The organism is Glaciimonas sp. PAMC28666 (assembly GCF_016917355.1).
GTDB lineage: Bacteria > Pseudomonadota > Gammaproteobacteria > Burkholderiales > Burkholderiaceae_D > Glaciimonas.
In genome coordinates this window covers 4,947,299-4,964,905 of the sequence record NZ_CP070304.1, presented here as the reverse complement: position 1 = coordinate 4,964,905, position 17,607 = coordinate 4,947,299, and the positions used below count along the sequence as shown (strand labels likewise).

Here is a 17,607-nt window from a genome sequence, read left to right as displayed (position 1 = left end):
TTTTATCGCACAAAACAAAGGTGCCGATCACGTGAACATAACTGGAGAGTCTTGAAAACGCTTGGCACAGATAGAATTATCTCAATAATGAGCGGTAATAGAATTAAGAAAAATCTCTTTTTGATACGGAAATAACTGTAAACGACTAAGAATATTCTTAGATAAAAAGATTATTCTTGTATGTCGATGCTATGCTGTGACGTGTCCCCTTGACAGGCGCTTATGGCTTACTCTGCATTATCAGACCGGATAACAACGATTTCGCGCAGGTTTTTACAGGTGCGAACCTACTTGATTGTTGCGTTGCTGTCGCTTCTGCTCGGTCTGTACGTCGGCCTTCTACTGCTGTTTATGCTATGGGACCGAAGCGAGTCTGCGCATGAAAATTATGCTGACCTTTTGCGACAAATATCGCGCCAGGAATATTTCATCGGTAAATTTTCCGAAATGGTGCCAGGCTATATTTGCGGTATGCGATCTCCTTGCAAAAATCACGCGGACCAACCCGCGGGGTTGCCGCCTCTCGGTCAGGCAGCGCCATTAAATGAAGAGTTCTGGATACTACGCAGCGCCGCTGCCGCGAAGCTAGCGAACCTCGGGACCCCGAACACTCCCTACACCACCAACACCCTGACGCCCCCCACGACCGGCCAGCCTGTCATGTTGGTGGATCAGGCACAACAAGAATGGCAGGCACTGGGACGCCGTCTGGCCGATTTTCACCAGGCTTTTTGGGGCTATCGCGTTAGTAGCGACCAATCCGTATTGACGACTGCCGATGGCTCCGTGGCGATGTATACCTTGCCAACTTCGCACGCACAGCCAGCGACTAAAGAGATTGGATTATTCTTACAGAAGAAGCGTATCGAGTTTGAAAGGATATTGCGAGACTATCCGGGTTCGCACAACGCAGACGGCATTTACTGGACCAGATCCATGACGGATCCCTTGTCGGGGCGCACAATATTTACCTGCTTCATTCCATTTCGCGATAGCCGGGGCAAGGTGATTGGCTACGCAGCGACCGACGTGTCACCGGATAACGTATTAACCCGAACCCGAATGAGCGGAAACGCGTTTCAGCAAGGATCAGGACTCGTATTGATCTATGCCTACACTGGTCGGTTGATGCTGATTGACGGTCGGAAACCTACTCCCGAGGAGATCGCATATTATCGGAACCTGGACGGTGGACAAGAGTACAAATATCATCGCAGTTCCCTACAGTTCAGGCCAAAGGACGCCATGCTTCAGGTGAGCTATGCAGTGCCTAATATTGAGTGGCGCGTAGTTTACGCGGTGAGTTTGTGGACTTTGATGCAGGATAGAATCGTTCCGATCGGCGGCGGTGTTCTATTGTTTTTGTTATGTGTCGCTGCGGTTTTACGTGGTACACGTCGCATCAATCGTGCGGTGATTGGCCCCGCGGCAATGCAAGCCAAACGTTTGGCCGAGAGTGAAAATTTTAATCGTACGATCGTTGAAACGTCGCCGGTCGGTCTGGCAGTTCTTCGGGCACGCGACGGCGAAATTATATTGAACAATGCACAATTTGTTCCGCTCGTTCGCTGGCGACTATTCGATACGGCGGATCGCGTGCTGTCGGGCGATGCATGGAAGACTTTGGTGTCGCTGGTGCAGTCGAGGCAGCCGACGAAACAGGAGCAACCGATTGCGCTACTGCTGGAAGATACCAAACAGGGACATTTTTATCAAATCGGTATTGCGACGGCGATGCATGAAGATGAGCCTGTGTTTATATGCGTATTAAGCGACATGACTGATCGCAAGCGCACTGAACAAACTTTAGCTGAGGCCAGGCGTCTTGCGGAATCGATCAGTGCTTCTAAAAGCCTGTTTCTCGCGACGATCAGTCATGAAATTCGCACGCCGTTATATGGCATGCTGGCATCTATCGAGCTGATGGCCAAGACCCGGCTTGATGACGCGCAACGCCAGTTGTCGCGGACAATGGATGGATCTGCCCGCACGCTCAAGGATGTATTAAATGACGCGTTGGACTTCACCAAAGGCGAGGTGGAGGCTGTCGAACTAGATCATCAGGAACTCGATCTGGTGAAAGATATCGAGACCGTGGTGCAAGGGTTTTGGTCACGCGCGTCGTTAAAGAACTTGCAGCTGCATTGTTTGATTGATCCTTCGTTGGAGGGCCTGTGGTGGGGCGACTCCCTTAAGCTGACGCAGGTGCTTAACAATCTCATTAACAATGCTGTTAAATTCACGCAGCAGGGCAGCGTCATGGTTATCGGGCAGTTGTTATCTAATGGACCGGCCGGATCGCGTATAGCGCTTTCCGTCCGCGATACGGGACCGGGTATTAACCACGACGATGCAGAACGTATTTTTCAACCATTTGGGCAAGCGAATGGCGCGGTGCCGGGACAACAATTTCCTGGCACGGGTTTGGGCCTCTTTATTTGCAAAAAATTTGTGGCGGCGATGGATGGCACCGTCAGTGTGGATTCATTGCCGGAAAAAGGGAGCACTTTTGTGGTTACGATCACATTAAGCCCGGCCAAACTAATAGGTCATGCTGAGCGTCTGCAGCGTACCGACGGACTTAGTGGCCTTTCATTCTCCATCAATGCAATCCCAGAATTCGCCCGTCATCTATCTTCAGTTCTAATCTCTAAAGGCGGTAATGTTGACCAGGTGAGCGATATTTCGGATAGTAGGGATCACTATTCGGCGCGCATTGACATCATTGATATCATCGATGCCGCGGACGGCCCGCATGTTCCTGATGTCGCCGGCAAAGCTGCAATTCCAGCGCTTCAGAGAGCAGTATTTCTAGACTTGTCTTTCCCGTACCGACCATTTCTTAAAGGGCACCAGGGTTACGCTAATTCCTTGTCAGGTTCTGCGGTGCTTGATGCTGTGTTGATGGTCGCCGGGCGCAAAGAATTTATTCAGGAAGCGGAACAGTCCGCGATGACGGGAAGCCTGCGCAGGCTGGATGCAGACATACTGATCGTCGACGATCAGGCGATTAACCGGCTCCTGCTGGAAAAACAACTAGCCTATTTCGGTGGCCGTATCAGTGCAGTCGGCAGCGGGGCGGAAGCGTTAGAACTCATTAAGGCAGGGGAACATTTTGATCTGATTTTAACTGATCTGAATATGCCATTAATGAACGGTTACGAACTCGCGCACGCGTTAAGAGCGCTGGCTGTTTCGTGCCCTATCATTGCTGTCACCGCAAGCCTGTTAGCGGGCGAGCGAGAGCGAGGGGAGGCTGCTGGCATGAACGGGTATATGATCAAGCCATTTGCGATGGACGATCTGGAGAAATTGTTGGAGCGGCATGTTGGCTTCGGCACAGCGCCACCGACTGGACCGCCTGCCGCTATGATGATTGATGAGTCTGATCGTGAAGAAGCCATTGCTGCGGCCTCTGCGATCGCTTCACAGATGTGGCGGCCAGACATGTTGCGAGCCGCAGTGATCAGCATTACAGAAGATCTTGCCTTATTAGAGGCAGCAATCGGACGTTCTGATCTGGTGTATCTGGGCGAAGTCGCGCATCGTATTCACGGTGGCATGGCTGCTTTGGATATGCGACCTGCAACCGCGCTCTGCCACACGATTGAGGAGAGCGTAGAGTACGAATGGCAGGAAGAGGCATTCCGACTGGCACCAGTCCTGCAACAGATGCTCCTCCAGATTCGCCAGGATATTGATCCAGAGGATGACTAGCCGAATCACGAAACCTATTTAAGGTTCTGCTTGATTTTATGCGACCCGGCAGGCGTACTCATTCAGTGTTAAAGCATCCGACCAAGAATGTTTCGACGATCCATAACCTGATGCTTCACGACTGCCGCCACATGCAGCATTAATGTCAGGGCAACCGCGGCACAGGCCACTCTATGCACCTCAAAAAAGAATGCGTTGACATCAGGATTATCCAATGGATGGGGGACGTCGATTAGCCAAAAGAATGTGAAGCCATGTGTCAACATCAAAACACCGCTAATTAACATGATAAAAATTACCAGATAAAACATTTCATGCGCCAGATGTGCCATATTTATTTTTGGTCGGGAAAGATCGACCGGGTATGGAACCGAAGGACGGAAGAATTTCCACAAATAGCGAACCACCGTCAGCGGTATAACCAGCGTGCCGAGCGACATGTTCAGGACTGAAAAGAAATCGAAGTAAATTGTGTCGACCAAAAATTGAAGAGAATAACCCGCAATCATCGTATAACTGATAATTCCAGCTGCGAGCCAATGCACGCCGCGGGTAAAGACGTCATAGCGAGTTGGTACTCTCACTTCGTTGGCAATATTGTTGTTAGTCGTTGTCATAGAAAACCTTCATAAAAGTAATTAATTGTCATTGCTGGGGCGTTGCCCAAATTTTTTTCGCGTGAAAAATTTTTTATCAAAGAGCCATCCCGGTAATAACGCGGTACAGTTCTGAGTCATTGCGTATGCATAGTTTTTCCATTGCGCGTAGTTTGTGCGCGCTGACAGTTTTGATGCTCAGACTCATGCGTTGCGCGATATCGGTAAGGCGGCTGCCTTTCCCCATCAAGCGCAACACTTCTATCTCCTTTGGACTGATGACGGCTGCGTTCGGATTTCGATGCAGCATCGTTCTTAGTAGATGATGCTCCACGAACGTGTCGCCTTTCATAACCGCCTGTATGGCTAATCCCAACACTTTTTCGTTAGCATTTTTAGTGACGTAGCCGTTGGCCCCGGCTTCTAACGCAGCGCGGATGATAATCGGTGAGTGATGGTGGGACACCACCAATATGTTGGTGCTGAAATTCTTGCGTATATGGCGAATCAGATTTTGCCCGTCCAGCATATGTAGCGGATGGGTCTCTTCGCCATCGGTTTGCAATGAATAATCCAGCATCAGCAGATCAGGGTTGTGCTCCGTCAGGGCCGCTAATAGTTCTTTAGGTGAGGCCACGTCGGCAACCACGCGATAGGGGGCCGGCTCACTGGAAGATGCAGGTTGAATCGCATCGGGTAGCGGCAAATTATTGATGATTGAGACCAGACCTTTACGGACCAATGTGGAATCTTCGACGATAATGATATTGAAAGGCATATGGAAAACTCCGTTCCTGCGGATTCTCGACATAACGCTGATCGAGACGCCGTACGGTTATCTGAAGGAGACTAGCTACTAAGCGCAAAAGATTAGTCCCGGTTTGTTAGAGCAAAGAATATTCTTAACATCGAGCTATGAGAATGGGATTTTTCCCAATTAACGGACCGGCTACGTCAACGCTGATTTGGGTGGTTGAGACGTGCTTCGGTATAAACACGACCTCTGCATTGGGTTTGCCTGGTAATGTTGCGATGTATTGCATCACATTGCCTGTACCAAAAAAATGGAGATACAAACAAAAAAACATCCCAAAATCAGGATGTTTTTTATTAATTATTGGTCCGGTGCCTTTATGGAACCTCTGGCACCGGGGTCAAAGCAATGAACATTTAGCGGCAATTAATGATCGAAATTAGTTGCTGACTTTTGTCCATGCTTCGGTCCAGTAACCATTTGCGCTGCCCGGTGCATACGCACCTTGTGCACACCACCAGCCGGCTGGAAGTGCTTTACATTCATAAATGCCGCCGTCTTTCGGTTGCAATACCCGAGTACCTGCGTCATATGAAGCGCTACCGTTAGGGTAAACAAAGTCATAGTTGTCATTCACAGGAGGTACTGGATCAGGTTTCGGTGGTACTGGATCAGGTTTCGGCGGCACTGGATCAATGACGTCTGCGCCGAGCATCTTGAAGCTCGAAGTTTTTTGCACTACTTTGCCTGATTTAGCTTTACCAATCGTCACGAGATCGTAACTACCTACAACTGCGTTGTGAACGTCGATAGTGAAATGTTCTGAACCGTCGTTGACATCAGCTTCGCCACGCGCTACTTCTTCGCGTTGAGCGTTGTACACAATGTTTTGAACGTGGCTTGAATCACCAATAGCCTTAACGTCGAAATGCAGTGTTACTTTACCGTTTTCGATTTTGTAGGTTGAATTCAGACCGCTGACATCCATCGAAAATGCAGGAGAAGCGCGTTGAATATCAATGATCAGTCCCGAAACGTTGCTGTCTTTTAGAACATAGGCAGTATTTGCACCATAAGCAGGAACAACTTGATCGTTTTTGTTCAATTGACCCGCTTGGTAACCATGATTTTCCGCATTGATTTTTGTCGCCAATTGATGTGGCCACTGGCTACTCTTACCGTCAGCATCACTGTCGATTGTGAGAACAGTTTGCTTAGAAACATCTTCAGCGCCAGCTACCATAACCCGTGCAGTAACGATTGAATCAGCCTTCAAATCTGTCTGGCTTGGTTGAATCGAACCAATGGAAGACCATTTAGATGGCAACGGCACGTCAACGCCATTATTTTGAACGTCAACATCGACGACTTGATAGAAAGCTGCCGAAGTATCGGAGGTTTTCCATGTCGCCAGGATAACGTGATATCCGCTACGGTCGGACGGGATAGTCAGCGAATGTGCCGATTTCATGCCGCCTAGTTTACTGTCTGCGTTTGCGCCGTTATGAATTTCTTCACCGATTGGTGTGGATTCAAACGAACTACGTGACAAAGGCATATTTGGGTTCCAGTCTTTTTTGGTAATAAAGAACTGCCAATAGGCTGTTTGATGCGCAGCGGTGTAATGCCATTTGAAGGTATTTTTACCAGTATTGACTTTAGTCTTCGACCAACGATCCGCTGTTTGCGGGTTCAGGTTGCCGTATTTGCTAGTAAGGCCACCGGCTGCGATGTCACCATCTTTAGGGCCGCTGGTTGGAAACGCTTCATTGCCAGGTGGCAGCACGCCAAAAGCGCCACCGCCGCCGCCGAACTCAACGCCTTGTGGCTCGTAAGGAGCAACACAACCGGCATTCAAACCTTTGTAGCAAGCCAGTGAACGGCTCATTGGTGATTCGACATAGCCATGGGCTGAAGCTTGCTGGGCAAATATCGAACCGAGAACTAATGTTAAACCCAGAGATAATTTGCCGAAATTTTTTGATGACAATGATGTAGACATTGAATAAAACCTTCTTGTTAGTGGATGAAAATGCATTAAATAATTCAATTCAATTCAATTCAATTCAATTCAATTGGATTGAATTAAGAATCTCAATCGGTACGCCTTGCGGTCCGCTAAGTGACACTGCCCGGTTACTGTTGATGAGCATCATTGTGGGGTTTTGAAATGATCCGCAACAGCTGACAAGTGCGCGGTTTCAATAAGATAAATGCCTGAGATAATGAGAATTATCTGTGTCGCCCAAAATATCCCAGGCGAGGAAGAGTCATCAATCTGTACGGTGACTCTGCACCGATAACGCAGGACGGCGCTATATCGATGGGCGATTACGTGGTTTCTCCGTCTTATTTATTGGTATCGATCTGAATGAACAGGCGTGTCTCATTAACGGTGTTTCAGGCGGTTTTGCAGAAGTGCCTGCACTGTTGCGATTAGCTTGAGCAATCCCGGACAATGCGTCGACCAGTACGAAGAAAAAAAGGTGGCGACAGGGTCGCCACCTTTTGGGTGAAGTGTAGTGCAATAGGTTTATCGATAAATCTCTGCCGTGGCTTGGCTATTTCAGTTCAAATTGCGCTTTTAGCCAAATGGTGCGGCCTGGCTCGTTAATTCGTGCAGTCTGGTCATATCCCGGCAGAACCGCACCCCGACGACTCAAATGTTCTGCATATACCTTGTTGGCAATATTATCGATACCGGCTGTAATCAGAAGATCCTTACGAGGCTTCCAGCCGACATTGACAGAAAATACGGTAAAGCCCGCACTGGCACCCAGGTCCTGCCCTGCGATATTACCTTTGTTAAGATCGAAACGCTTTTGTGCAGCGACAGTGCGCATCATGGTGGCCAGCGACCAAATTTGATTGTCGAAAGTAAGACCAAATTTACCTTCCAATGGCGGCATCTGTGCCAGCGGTGTGTTATCGGTTCGGTTATTGCCACGAACGGTGTTGAGTGATCCGTCCAGTTTCCAGTCTTTATTCAACGCGTAAGCGGCACCAATTTCGCCGCCCCATGTGGTTGCTGCGATATTACGTGCAATCGAGATACCGGTTGCGGAGCCTTTATTGACGTTCGACTGAATCAAAATAAAATCTTTCACTTGACTGTAAAAGGCTGAAGCTGTCACATTCCATGGGCCCGACTGGTACAAACCACCAATATCAAGCTGCATGGTTTTTTCTGGCTTGGTACCAAAGGCGCTGGTGCTGTTTGCGCTTTGCTTTGAAATCAACTCCCAATAATCCGGAAATCGTTCTACGATGCCAACACCCGCATATAGCGTCATTGGTATCGTCGTAAGATCCTGCTCATAGCGGGTAAATCCACTGCGTAACATGTCATTCCTGTGGGTGACGTTGCCGGTATTCGCACTGGATTTCCGTTCGTCGACGGCGCGCCAAAAATCTGTACGCAGGCCGGTGATGATGCGACTGTTTTCATTCTTTCCCATATGCTGAGTCAGTTCTCCAAACAAGCCGATATCTTCGAACCGTGCGTCAGGCACCCTTGGGCCATTTTTGTAAGAGACAGTATTGGGATTCGACCCCATCCCCATGCGAGTCGTATGCGCATTTCGCTGCATATCGAAACCAGTTACCAGTTGCGTCGTGTCGCCGAGATTTAATGTAATGGCCGCGCGACCGCCCTCTGTCGTGCGATCAGGATTCATTGCCTTTAACATGCTACCTGGCAGTGGCGAACGTACACTATAATTGTCCATCACATGATCAATATAGTTACGATAAATTTGGGCTTCGACTTTCTTTACCATCGGGGACAAGTTACGTTTCTGGAACTTGAGTCCGATATTGGATCGTGCGAAGCGCGCACCGTCCATACCGCGATCTGCATAGGCAGCCTGTCCGTCACTTTTGGCAACAGATAGCTCGAGCAAGGTATTGTCGTCGGGCGTCCATCCAAACGCTGCCCGACTACTCCAGCGCGTATACGATGAGTGTACGGAATTTCCATTGCCATCGCGGTAATCATCGGAATGCGAGCGGGTGGCACCCGCTTCAGCATAAAAATCGGAGAGACTATAGCGTACGCTTGCGACTTCATCATGGCGTCCAAAGCTACCAGTCATGATACTGGTATTCGATTTGATACCCGGTTGCGCACGACGCGTATCGCGCTCAAAAAGTACCGTTCCAGCAGAGTTTCCAGGACCATACAAGACAGTTTGAGGGCCTTTGATAACCGTGATTTTGTCGTATTCTGCAGGAAATATATACGCCGTCGGCGGGTCCATGCGGCCACCACAACCACCTAAGATCTGTTGCCCATCCGTTGCAATATTCAAACGTGAACCAGCCATGCCGCGCAATACAGGATCGCCATCGGTGCCGCCTTTACGCACCACCGAGAAGCCTGGAATTGTTTTAAGGTAATCGGCACCATCGTGTGCTGGAACCGGCTGCCGGGGTGCTTTTGGATCGGTGACAACAGTCAGCGGTGCCGACATCTGCGGCGCAGTCACGACGACTTCCGGAAGCGGCGTACTTTGTTCCGCGGTGCGAACGGTATTCAGAGAGTCCGCCAGAGAATTGGCCTGAACATTCGTCAGAAAGAGGGCGCCCAGAATGAAAGCGACTGGAGTGAGTTTAAGGCGATTCGTCATAGGGAAGTTGTTGGTTGAAAAGTGGCTCGCGGCTATGTTCGGCGGCGCTGGTGTTGGCGCTATGCGGGTGATACAAACATGGCTCACGATAGACTTTGGGTTAGATGGCACCGAGGAAAAAGCCGCGCCGTCAAGGCACCGGGTTTTCGTATGGTCGGATCGATTTAGCAGCGCACAGTGTGGCCAAGATTGCCAAATGAAAATACGAGATAAGTACTAGATATAAGGAAGATAATTCTGGATCTGAGGCAGATAAATCGCACCGGTGGCGCATGCGCCGGCCTGGCAGTGGGCGATGAAGGAAGCGCCATCGTCATGCGCTTTATCTCGTATTAACTGTTTTTACGCTATGACGGCGCACGACCTTAGCGCGCTAAATTCCGATTTTATAGAATATTCTTAGATGCATTCGAGAGTATTCGCATTGTTTTTTCTTGCGCCATTTACTATCCTCGTAAATATTTTTTGAGCGCGAATTAAATAATCATAACGACAACCTGATCGAAAAAAATTCATTAATTTGTTTTTGGTTTATTGGCGACTCTTCTTTTAACTTTCGAATTGTTATTGGTAATTTTTTTCTGCGATTAATGCCCGGCTTGGTCGACGAAAGCCGACGTTATTTATTTTGAAAACTATTTATCTGCGTGACAGTGAACATACGAAGAATCTTCTGTATGCGCTTCTTTTTTGGGATAAATCCCATTTCCCCAACACTGCTTCTCTGTGAAACTTCGTCATCAACTTGGAAAAAGAAAAACGAGTGCGGTGATAAAGGCATTCATTTTCATCCTCCCCTCTATCAACAGGAGCCTTATAAAATGCGCGTAAATCAATTTGTTGTCGCCTCTGCACTTTCTATTTTTTTCATAGCGCCATTTGCACTTGGTGCCAACGTCGCAGATGGATTGCAGCGCGATCAATCGCAACATTTATTCGGACTGGGACTGTCTAAAACCACCGATGCCAACCGCACAATCGGTATGCAGGCGCCAGCAGGGTACGGTCAATTTGGAAATGTTCGTACCACCTTTTCACCTGAGGCGGCTCTTCAGATTAGCAAATCATCTGTCGGCGATAACCTCTGGAATCGTCTTCCATTGGAAAAATCGATCAAGCGAGTACAAGGGACAGGGGAGCGCCATGTTGCGGTGTTCTCCGATCCGAATTGCAGTTATTGCCATCGTATTGAAGCAGCGTTGGCGACACTCCATAACGTGACTGTGCATACGTTTATCTTTCCGTTTTTATCGGCAAACTCAAGAGATAAAGGCAGCGATATTCTGTGCACAAAGAATCCTTCCGCAGCGTGGGAAGCGTGGATGCTGCAAGGAAAAGCGCCAGCAAAGAATGCAGCTTGTTCAGCGGCTACGCAAGAACTCCTCGATATCGGACGAAGTTTTGATATCCGTGGAACGCCTGTTTTAATTTTTTCTGATGGCTCCCGTGTGAGCGGGTTTATCCCTGCGGATGAAATTGAAAAAAGATTGAAGAAGGCGACCCCGGTGCAATTTTAAAGGCCGGATTGTCCCAGACCTACGTTGTAACCATTTAAGAAGTCTCCCGGCAGGTAATGACCTGGCAGACTCAATTCGATTCAAGGAAATGAAAATGATGAACCTTAAACACCATTCTGAGCGCGGCTTTACGCTGCTTGAATTATTAGTGGTTCTGTTGATTACCGCACTGTTGGCTGGCTATGTCGGGCCAAAATTGTTCGGAAAAATTGAACAGGCAAAAGAAAGTGCCGCGGCGGCACAAATGAAAACGCTGGCCGACGTGCTCGGTCAATATCGTCTCGATACTGGCACTTATCCGACCGAAGAGCAGGGGTTGGAGGCATTAATAATCCAGCCTGCCGGCGAAAATCACTGGAAAGGTCCTTACCTGAACAACGATTTGCCGAAAGACCCGTGGGACAACACCTACGTCTGGCACAACCCCGCGCGTGACGCCGACGCTGCCTATGAGGTTGAAATTTTATCTTTGGGTGCCGATGGACAACCCGGCGGATCAGGGAAGAACAAAGACATTACGCGGGGATTTTGAATGATGAAATTATCCTCAGTTGCGCTCACTTTATGTATCGCTGCAACAGCCCCTGCTCAGGCGGCCTGCTGGGATGAAGCCGGCGCCCGCTATAGCATTGATCCCATGCTGCTCCAGGCAATAGCGCATGTCGAATCGGGCATGAACGTTGCTGCCCGTAACTATAACAATGATGGTTCCTATGACGTCGGTTTGATGCAAATCAATAAGCTACATTTTCCACGGCTCGCGCCGTTAGGAATTACCGAAAAACGCTTGATTGCCGAACCCTGTACTTCTGTCATGGTTGGCGCATGGATTTTGGCAGAGTTTGTTCAGCGCGTTGGTTATAACTGGAACGCGGTAGGGGCTTATAACGCTGGTACGGGTCGCAACCGAAAGGCTGCACGCGGCCGGTATATCAAGAAAGTCGCCGGTCAATATCGGGTTCTGAAACTCAAGGAAAAAAGTCGATCTCAGGTTCCGTCGGCCAATTCCTCTGGCAGGCAGACGCCGCCGCTACAGCTACAGCTACAGCTTGGTACGACGGCACCATGAAACAGTTCGACGTACTCCTTATGCGTGGTGGAGAAGCAGAGCATCAATTAATACAGGCGAAGAATGCGGATGATGCTGCCAGTCAGTGCGCCAAACAGGGGCAGGTATTACGTGTGAGAGAGATTCGCCAGCGCGCAAAACGTCGAAGTAAATTTCTGCTCGGTCTGTTTATCCAGGAGCTGATTGCGCTTCTCGACGCTGGTTTGGCATTGGTTGAGGCGATCGAAGCTTTAGCCGAAAAATCGGCAAATGAGGAACACAAGGAAGTATTGGATGGCCTGCTGACCTTTTTGTATCGCGGGCAGCCCCTGTCACAAGCGATGGAGCAACAGGGCGAAATTTTCCCGACGCTCTTGATCGCCAGCGTTGCCTCTTCAGAGCATAGCGGTCAATTACCTCAGGCATTACGTCGGTTCCATCATTATGAAGTACAGATTGCCAGTTTGAAAAAGAAAGTCTGGAGTGCCTTGATGTACCCACTCATCGTGGTGGCGGTCGGCGCACTGATTTTAGGATTTTTAGTCGTGTTCGTCATTCCGCGGTTTGCCACCGTTTTTAGCGGGATGAAAGACCTGAATGGTACTGCCCTGTTAATGGTGTGGTGGGCTGGGATGGTCACCGAACGTGGTGGCGAACTTCTTCTGGGTTTAATCGTCAGCGTCGTCACCGCCGTGCTGGTGTTGCGTACGGCAACTGCGAAGGCTGCACTATGGAAAATGGTATGGAGCATCAAGCGTCTGAACGAACAACGTGTGTTATTCGTTTTGGCGCGCTTCTACCGAACCTTCGGCTTATTGCTGCTGGGGGGAATGCAGGTCGTCGATGCATTAAAGCTCACCGGCAAGCTTCTTCCCGCAGACCGCCAGTCTGATCTGCAACAGGTTCTCCGGCACGTGCAGGAAGGGCGTGGCGTGGCCGGGGCGTTGGTTGACGCAAATTTGACGACGCCGGTTGCAGCGCGCTTATTACGCGTCGGTGAAAAAAGTGGCGACCTGGCCGGTATGTGCGAACGGATCGCCCAATTTCATGACGAAGCTCTGGCCCGTGCCATAGAAGTGTTTAGCAAAATATTCGAACCGGTGTTGATGCTGATTGTTGGCGGTCTTATCGGAACCATCGTCTTTTTATTGTATATGCCGATTTTTGAGTTGGCGGGGAGCGTTGCATGAGTAATGACTTAACCAATGACAGCGACAAGATGCATCGCCGCGACGACGTGAGGGATGCCGCGATCAAAAACGCGGCAGACGGTATCCCCGATACGCTCTGCGTGGAGTGCGAAGTACCAGCCTGGCTTACAAGCGCCATGGCAGAGCATGGTGATGCAGCAATTGAGCACATGCTCAATACCCATCCAGAGCGACTGGACAAGCTCGCAGCGCTTATCGGGGTGCGATCCATTGCGGGCGATATCGTCCTGGATGCGGACTGCGATTTCGACATCTTGCCGTTAGCGGTCGTATTGGATAAACAAATTTTGCCAATCCGCGTCGATGGAATTGTATATCTGGTAATGGGACGTCCCGGTTCAATCGCAGCACGAAATTGGGCGCAACATTGGATCCAGCTTTTGGACAAGCAACATAACGCCGTGTTAGCAATTACGGTTCCTGATGCAGTCAAGCAGCGTCTAAAATTAGTTGAGGCGCAGGAACGAGCGATCGATCAGTTTCAGCAAGAGCAATCGGAGCGACAGACTGACGACGTAGCAGAAATTTCGTTAAGCACCATTTCACAAGATCAAAGTCCGGTCGTGAAGCTGCTTAATTCGACGCTTTTCGATGCGCTTCAATCACGCGCCAGCGACATCCATCTTGAAAGTATAGAGGATGGGCTGGTAGTGAAATATCGTATCGACGGCGTGTTGCAAGCCATCACGCAGGTGCAGGGTTGTGATTTCGCTGAACAGACCATTTCGCGCATTAAGGTGTTAGGCGGAATGGATATCGGTGAACGTCGGATTCCGCAAGACGGGCGTTTCAAAGCATGTATACAGTCCCGGAATATCGATTTCCGCGTATCGGTTATGCCGAGTATCCACGGTGAAGACGCGGTATTACGCGTGCTTGACAAATCGAGCCAAAACCAGGCGATCAAACTGGAGACGTTGGGTTTTGATAACCGTACCCTTGATCGGATTCGCAGTCTGGTGAAGATTCCGCACGGCATGGTGCTGGTCACCGGCCCAACAGGAAGCGGGAAATCGACCACCTTGTACGCGACGCTATCGGAACTTAACAGTGGGGAAGAGAAGCTCATCACTATTGAAGATCCGGTTGAATATCAATTGCAAGGGGTGTTGCAGATACCTGTCAACGACAAGAAAGGGCTGACCTTTGCCAAAGGACTGCGCTCAATCTTGCGTCACGATCCGGACATCATTCTGGTCGGTGAAATACGCGACACGGAAACCGCAGGTATCGCAGTGCAGGCAGCGCTGACCGGCCATTTGGTGCTGTCTTCGGTGCATGCAAACGGCGTGTTTAGCGTGCTTGAGCGTTTCCTTTACATGGGCGTCGAGCCTGCGAGTTTGTTAGAGGCCCTGAACGGGGTAGTAGCACAGCGCCTGGTACGACGCAATTGTCCCGCCTGCTCCTGCGTTGTCTCGGACGCTGCGCGCATGGCGGTAGCGCAATCGCATCCACAGCATTTTTCGGCTGGCGCCGCTGCCGTGAATCTTATGCAGGGTGCCGGGTGCGAAGCATGTCGCTTCACCGGTTTCCACGGTCGTATTGCATTGGCCGAAATTTTACGTTGCAGCGAAAGCTTCAAAGACGCTGTCATGCAAAAAGTTCCGATGCGGGAACTGAAGGCGATCGCCAAAGCCGAGGGCTTCGTTTCGATGAGTGAGGTGGCAATGGCTGCCGTGCTAGAAGGAAAAACGACATTAACGGAGGTGCAACGTGTCATTGCGATGGAATAAATATAGGGCTGTCATTGGCACGGAGGTCACAATAACGTCATCTCGCCAGCCGAAGGCGCTAACCCGTAAACTCGTCTTGTCGCCGGCCCAGAGCGTCGTGGAGCGCAGCGCCCATTTTGATACTTTGATCGCCGCGCTGCCCCGCAGCCAGTTGTCGATACTCGATGGGATCGAATTAGCGATAGGCTATCCCTACGTCAACCACATGATCTTGCCATGGCAAGATGAAATCATCGCACCCGCAGATCGCCTTGCGTATGCGGAGTCGATGCTGCAGCAACATTACGGTTTGGTACGTTCTGATTGGTATTGTGAGATTTCCCAGGAAAAGTTCGGCCGCCCTGCGATTGCCAGCGCCATTCGTCGCGACATCGTTGACGAAATTCTCCTGGCATGCAACAACCAAAAACTACGTGTCCAGCGTGTACAGACATTACTATCCGATACCATTGATCGCCATCCGGACGTGTTACATGCGGACGCAGTATTTGTTGTTCAGCAGGCTGACGGCTATGAATTCGGCTTCAGGCAGGATGGTCGTTGGCGCTATGCCTTCGCGTTGCCCGGGAATGGCCAGAGTGCTGAGGATAGTCTGAAGTCTGCCTCGATTATGGCAAATATTTTTCCAACTAATATTTATTTAAGCGATTTATCCGGTGCAGACCTGTTTTCACCGGCCACGATCACGGGTTCCGATACGCAGTTATCCGGCCTCGAAGCCCCAAAAGTGCAGGAGAAAACGCATGTCCATCTTTAAACGGAACGCCGTTCCTATCGACACCACAGATCGCTTTCGACCTGTGTTTATTTCTGTCGCAATGTCGATTTTCCTCGCGGCGGTCATTATTTTATCGCAAGACATCGGTGTCTTGAACTTAAAAAATGCGCAATTGCACTTGGAAAAAAACCGACTCGCGACTTTGCAGCAAGGCGTTGATAAGAAAAGAAAAGCAATTCAGATTGCAAAAAAATCTACCGAAAGCGTTTCAGCAACTGAGCCGGCTATCAATCTGCTGGGACGGGTTGAGGCTGCCTGGTCAGATGATATTAGTCTGCTTCGAATGGAAACGGATGTCACAAAAGGTCGTATGCAGATGCATATCAATGCGACCTCCAGAGAGGCAATATTTATTTTTGTAGAGCGTCTTAAACAACAATTTGGAAACGATGTTTTTTTACAGCAGCATACCAAAAATGAATCCGGTGACGACGCGTGGCGCATGGACGCAAGTCTGGTTTTGGGGTGGAAATGACTAACCAGACAATTCGCCTCAGTAAAGTTTCCAAACGCTTGCAATGGGAATGGTATCGCATCGCCGGTGTATGCGGACTGCCCGGTTTGACTGGCCTTGCGGTGCTGATCGTCGCGCTCGTTGCGCATACATTTTTTTTGGATCAATCGATCATTCAACTCGATGCCGCATTAAAAGAGAACGCCTCGCTTCAGATGGCGAGGACAAAGGAATTAAAAAGTGGCTTGTTAGCGGCTTCTGTGCCGACCTCTGCTTTCGTTTATGGGAAAGAAACTATTTTGGACCTTGCGCACACATTCCAGCTGGATACGCGGGAGGTGAAATACCAGCAGATGCAACGTGGAAAAGGCATGCAGAAAGAAAGTCGAATTTTGATCACCTTACCGACTGTAGGGCGTTATCCGCAGTTCAGAGGATTGATGGAAGAATTGGCGGCAACGCCAGGCGGCGCAGTTGAAACGTTCTCTCTGACCAGAAAAAATCCATCCGAAGAGATGCTAACAATCGAAATGCGATTGTCGGTGGCCGGGGATGAAGTCAAGCAGCCTGTCAAAGATAAATCCGCAGTAACGCAGGCGCAAAAAGGGAGAACAAGGTGAAGATTCCTCTTTATTTAAGAATCATTTTGCCAGTGACTGTTGCCGCTTGCGGATATGCCATGTGGACCGATGCAATCCCGGAGGAACCGATGGCGGTTCCGTCGAAATCAGTCAAATCCAAGCGCGGACCGGTGGTCGAAAAAAATCAGCTGCTGTCTCAAATGACGGCATTGGCGCCCCGCAATTTGTTTCCCTATCAGGGACCGCCGATCATTCTCCCGAGCGTAACCGCCCGGAGTGCGGTGAGCAGACCCACATTAACACCGGCTCCGGAACCGTTGCGCGCTCCGCCCCTTCCGTTCCACGTTAGCGGCGTTTGGAGTGACGGCGTCCATCGGAAGATCATTCTAACCAAAGGCGATAAACAGAATGAGACGATCATTCTTTGCCAAGGTTGTGATAAGTCGGTAACTCCGAATATCGGTGATGTGATTGATCAACATTACCGCCTTGAAAAAATAGAAAAAGAACGTATCACTTTTACATATTTGCCGTTGAAGCTTGAACAAACAGTCAACCTGGACAAAGTCTTCACAGGAACAGGAAATTAA

14 protein-coding genes are annotated in these 17,607 nt (G+C 49.7%); 10 read left to right on the top strand and 4 right to left on the bottom strand.

Annotated elements, in window-relative coordinates; genetic code table 11:
- Nucleotides 1–222 precede the first annotated feature (222 nt).
- A complete protein-coding gene (locus tag JQN73_RS21385; RefSeq protein ID WP_205320918.1) occupies nt 223–3,717 on the top strand; it encodes an ATP-binding protein in 3,495 nt (1,164 codons plus the stop codon).
- A 68-nt stretch (nt 3,718–3,785) separates the two neighbouring features.
- Here the strand turns inward: JQN73_RS21385 and JQN73_RS21380 are convergent, their stop codons facing one another.
- The 4 genes from JQN73_RS21380 to JQN73_RS21365 all read right to left on the bottom strand — a co-directional run bounded on the left by JQN73_RS21380 (nt 3,786) and on the right by JQN73_RS21365 (nt 9,695).
- The gene (locus JQN73_RS21380) at nt 3,786–4,334 is read right to left on the bottom strand and encodes a cytochrome b (protein WP_205320917.1); all 549 of its coding nucleotides are present in this window, start codon (nt 4,332–4,334) and stop codon (nt 3,786–3,788) included.
- Between the two features lie 76 nt (nt 4,335–4,410).
- Complete coding sequence (locus tag JQN73_RS21375) at nt 4,411–5,091, bottom strand: response regulator transcription factor (protein WP_205320916.1); 681 nt, start codon at nt 5,089–5,091, stop codon at nt 4,411–4,413.
- Nucleotides 5,092–5,506: 415 nt separating this feature from the next.
- Nucleotides 5,507–7,069, bottom strand: coding sequence for a lytic polysaccharide monooxygenase (locus JQN73_RS21370; protein ID WP_205320915.1), 1,563 nt, complete (start codon nt 7,067–7,069; stop codon nt 5,507–5,509).
- A 559-nt stretch (nt 7,070–7,628) separates the two neighbouring features.
- Entirely contained in the window at nt 7,629–9,695 is a 2,067-nt protein-coding gene (locus tag JQN73_RS21365; RefSeq protein ID WP_205320914.1) for a TonB-dependent copper receptor, read from the bottom strand.
- A gap of 677 nt (nt 9,696–10,372) precedes the next feature.
- Between JQN73_RS21365 and JQN73_RS21360 the strand changes: the two genes are divergently transcribed.
- From JQN73_RS21360 to JQN73_RS21320, 9 genes are all read left to right on the top strand, one after another.
- Nucleotides 10,373–11,212, top strand: coding sequence for a DsbC family protein (locus JQN73_RS21360; RefSeq protein WP_205320913.1), 840 nt, complete (start codon nt 10,373–10,375; stop codon nt 11,210–11,212).
- Between the two features lie 94 nt (nt 11,213–11,306).
- On the top strand, nt 11,307–11,744 hold the full coding sequence (gene gspG / locus JQN73_RS21355) for a type II secretion system major pseudopilin GspG (protein ID WP_370551275.1): 438 nt from the start codon (nt 11,307–11,309) through the stop codon (nt 11,742–11,744).
- Complete coding sequence (locus JQN73_RS21350) at nt 11,745–12,281, top strand: transglycosylase SLT domain-containing protein (RefSeq protein ID WP_240162355.1); 537 nt, start codon at nt 11,745–11,747, stop codon at nt 12,279–12,281. It begins immediately after the preceding gene.
- A complete protein-coding gene (locus JQN73_RS21345; protein WP_205320912.1) occupies nt 12,278–13,450 on the top strand; it encodes a type II secretion system F family protein in 1,173 nt (390 codons plus the stop codon). Before JQN73_RS21350 ends, JQN73_RS21345 begins: the two co-directional genes overlap by 4 nt.
- Nucleotides 13,447–15,204, top strand: coding sequence for a GspE/PulE family protein (locus JQN73_RS21340; RefSeq protein ID WP_240162354.1), 1,758 nt, complete (start codon nt 13,447–13,449; stop codon nt 15,202–15,204). Before JQN73_RS21345 ends, JQN73_RS21340 begins: the two co-directional genes overlap by 4 nt.
- Nucleotides 15,185–15,961: a hypothetical protein gene (locus JQN73_RS21335; RefSeq protein ID WP_205320911.1), complete on the top strand. Its 777-nt coding sequence runs from the start codon at nt 15,185–15,187 to the stop codon at nt 15,959–15,961. The genes JQN73_RS21340 and JQN73_RS21335 overlap by 20 nt, the downstream gene beginning before the upstream one ends.
- Nucleotides 15,948–16,457 (top strand): hypothetical protein, encoded by a 510-nt coding sequence (locus JQN73_RS21330; protein ID WP_205320910.1) that lies wholly within the window; start codon nt 15,948–15,950, stop codon nt 16,455–16,457. Before JQN73_RS21335 ends, JQN73_RS21330 begins: the two co-directional genes overlap by 14 nt.
- Nucleotides 16,454–17,056 carry a hypothetical protein gene (locus tag JQN73_RS21325; protein WP_205320909.1) on the top strand — a complete coding sequence of 201 codons (603 nt, stop codon included), beginning with the start codon at nt 16,454–16,456 and terminating at the stop codon, nt 17,054–17,056. Before JQN73_RS21330 ends, JQN73_RS21325 begins: the two co-directional genes overlap by 4 nt.
- On the top strand, nt 17,053–17,607 hold the full coding sequence (locus JQN73_RS21320) for a hypothetical protein (RefSeq protein WP_205320908.1): 555 nt from the start codon (nt 17,053–17,055) through the stop codon (nt 17,605–17,607). Before JQN73_RS21325 ends, JQN73_RS21320 begins: the two co-directional genes overlap by 4 nt.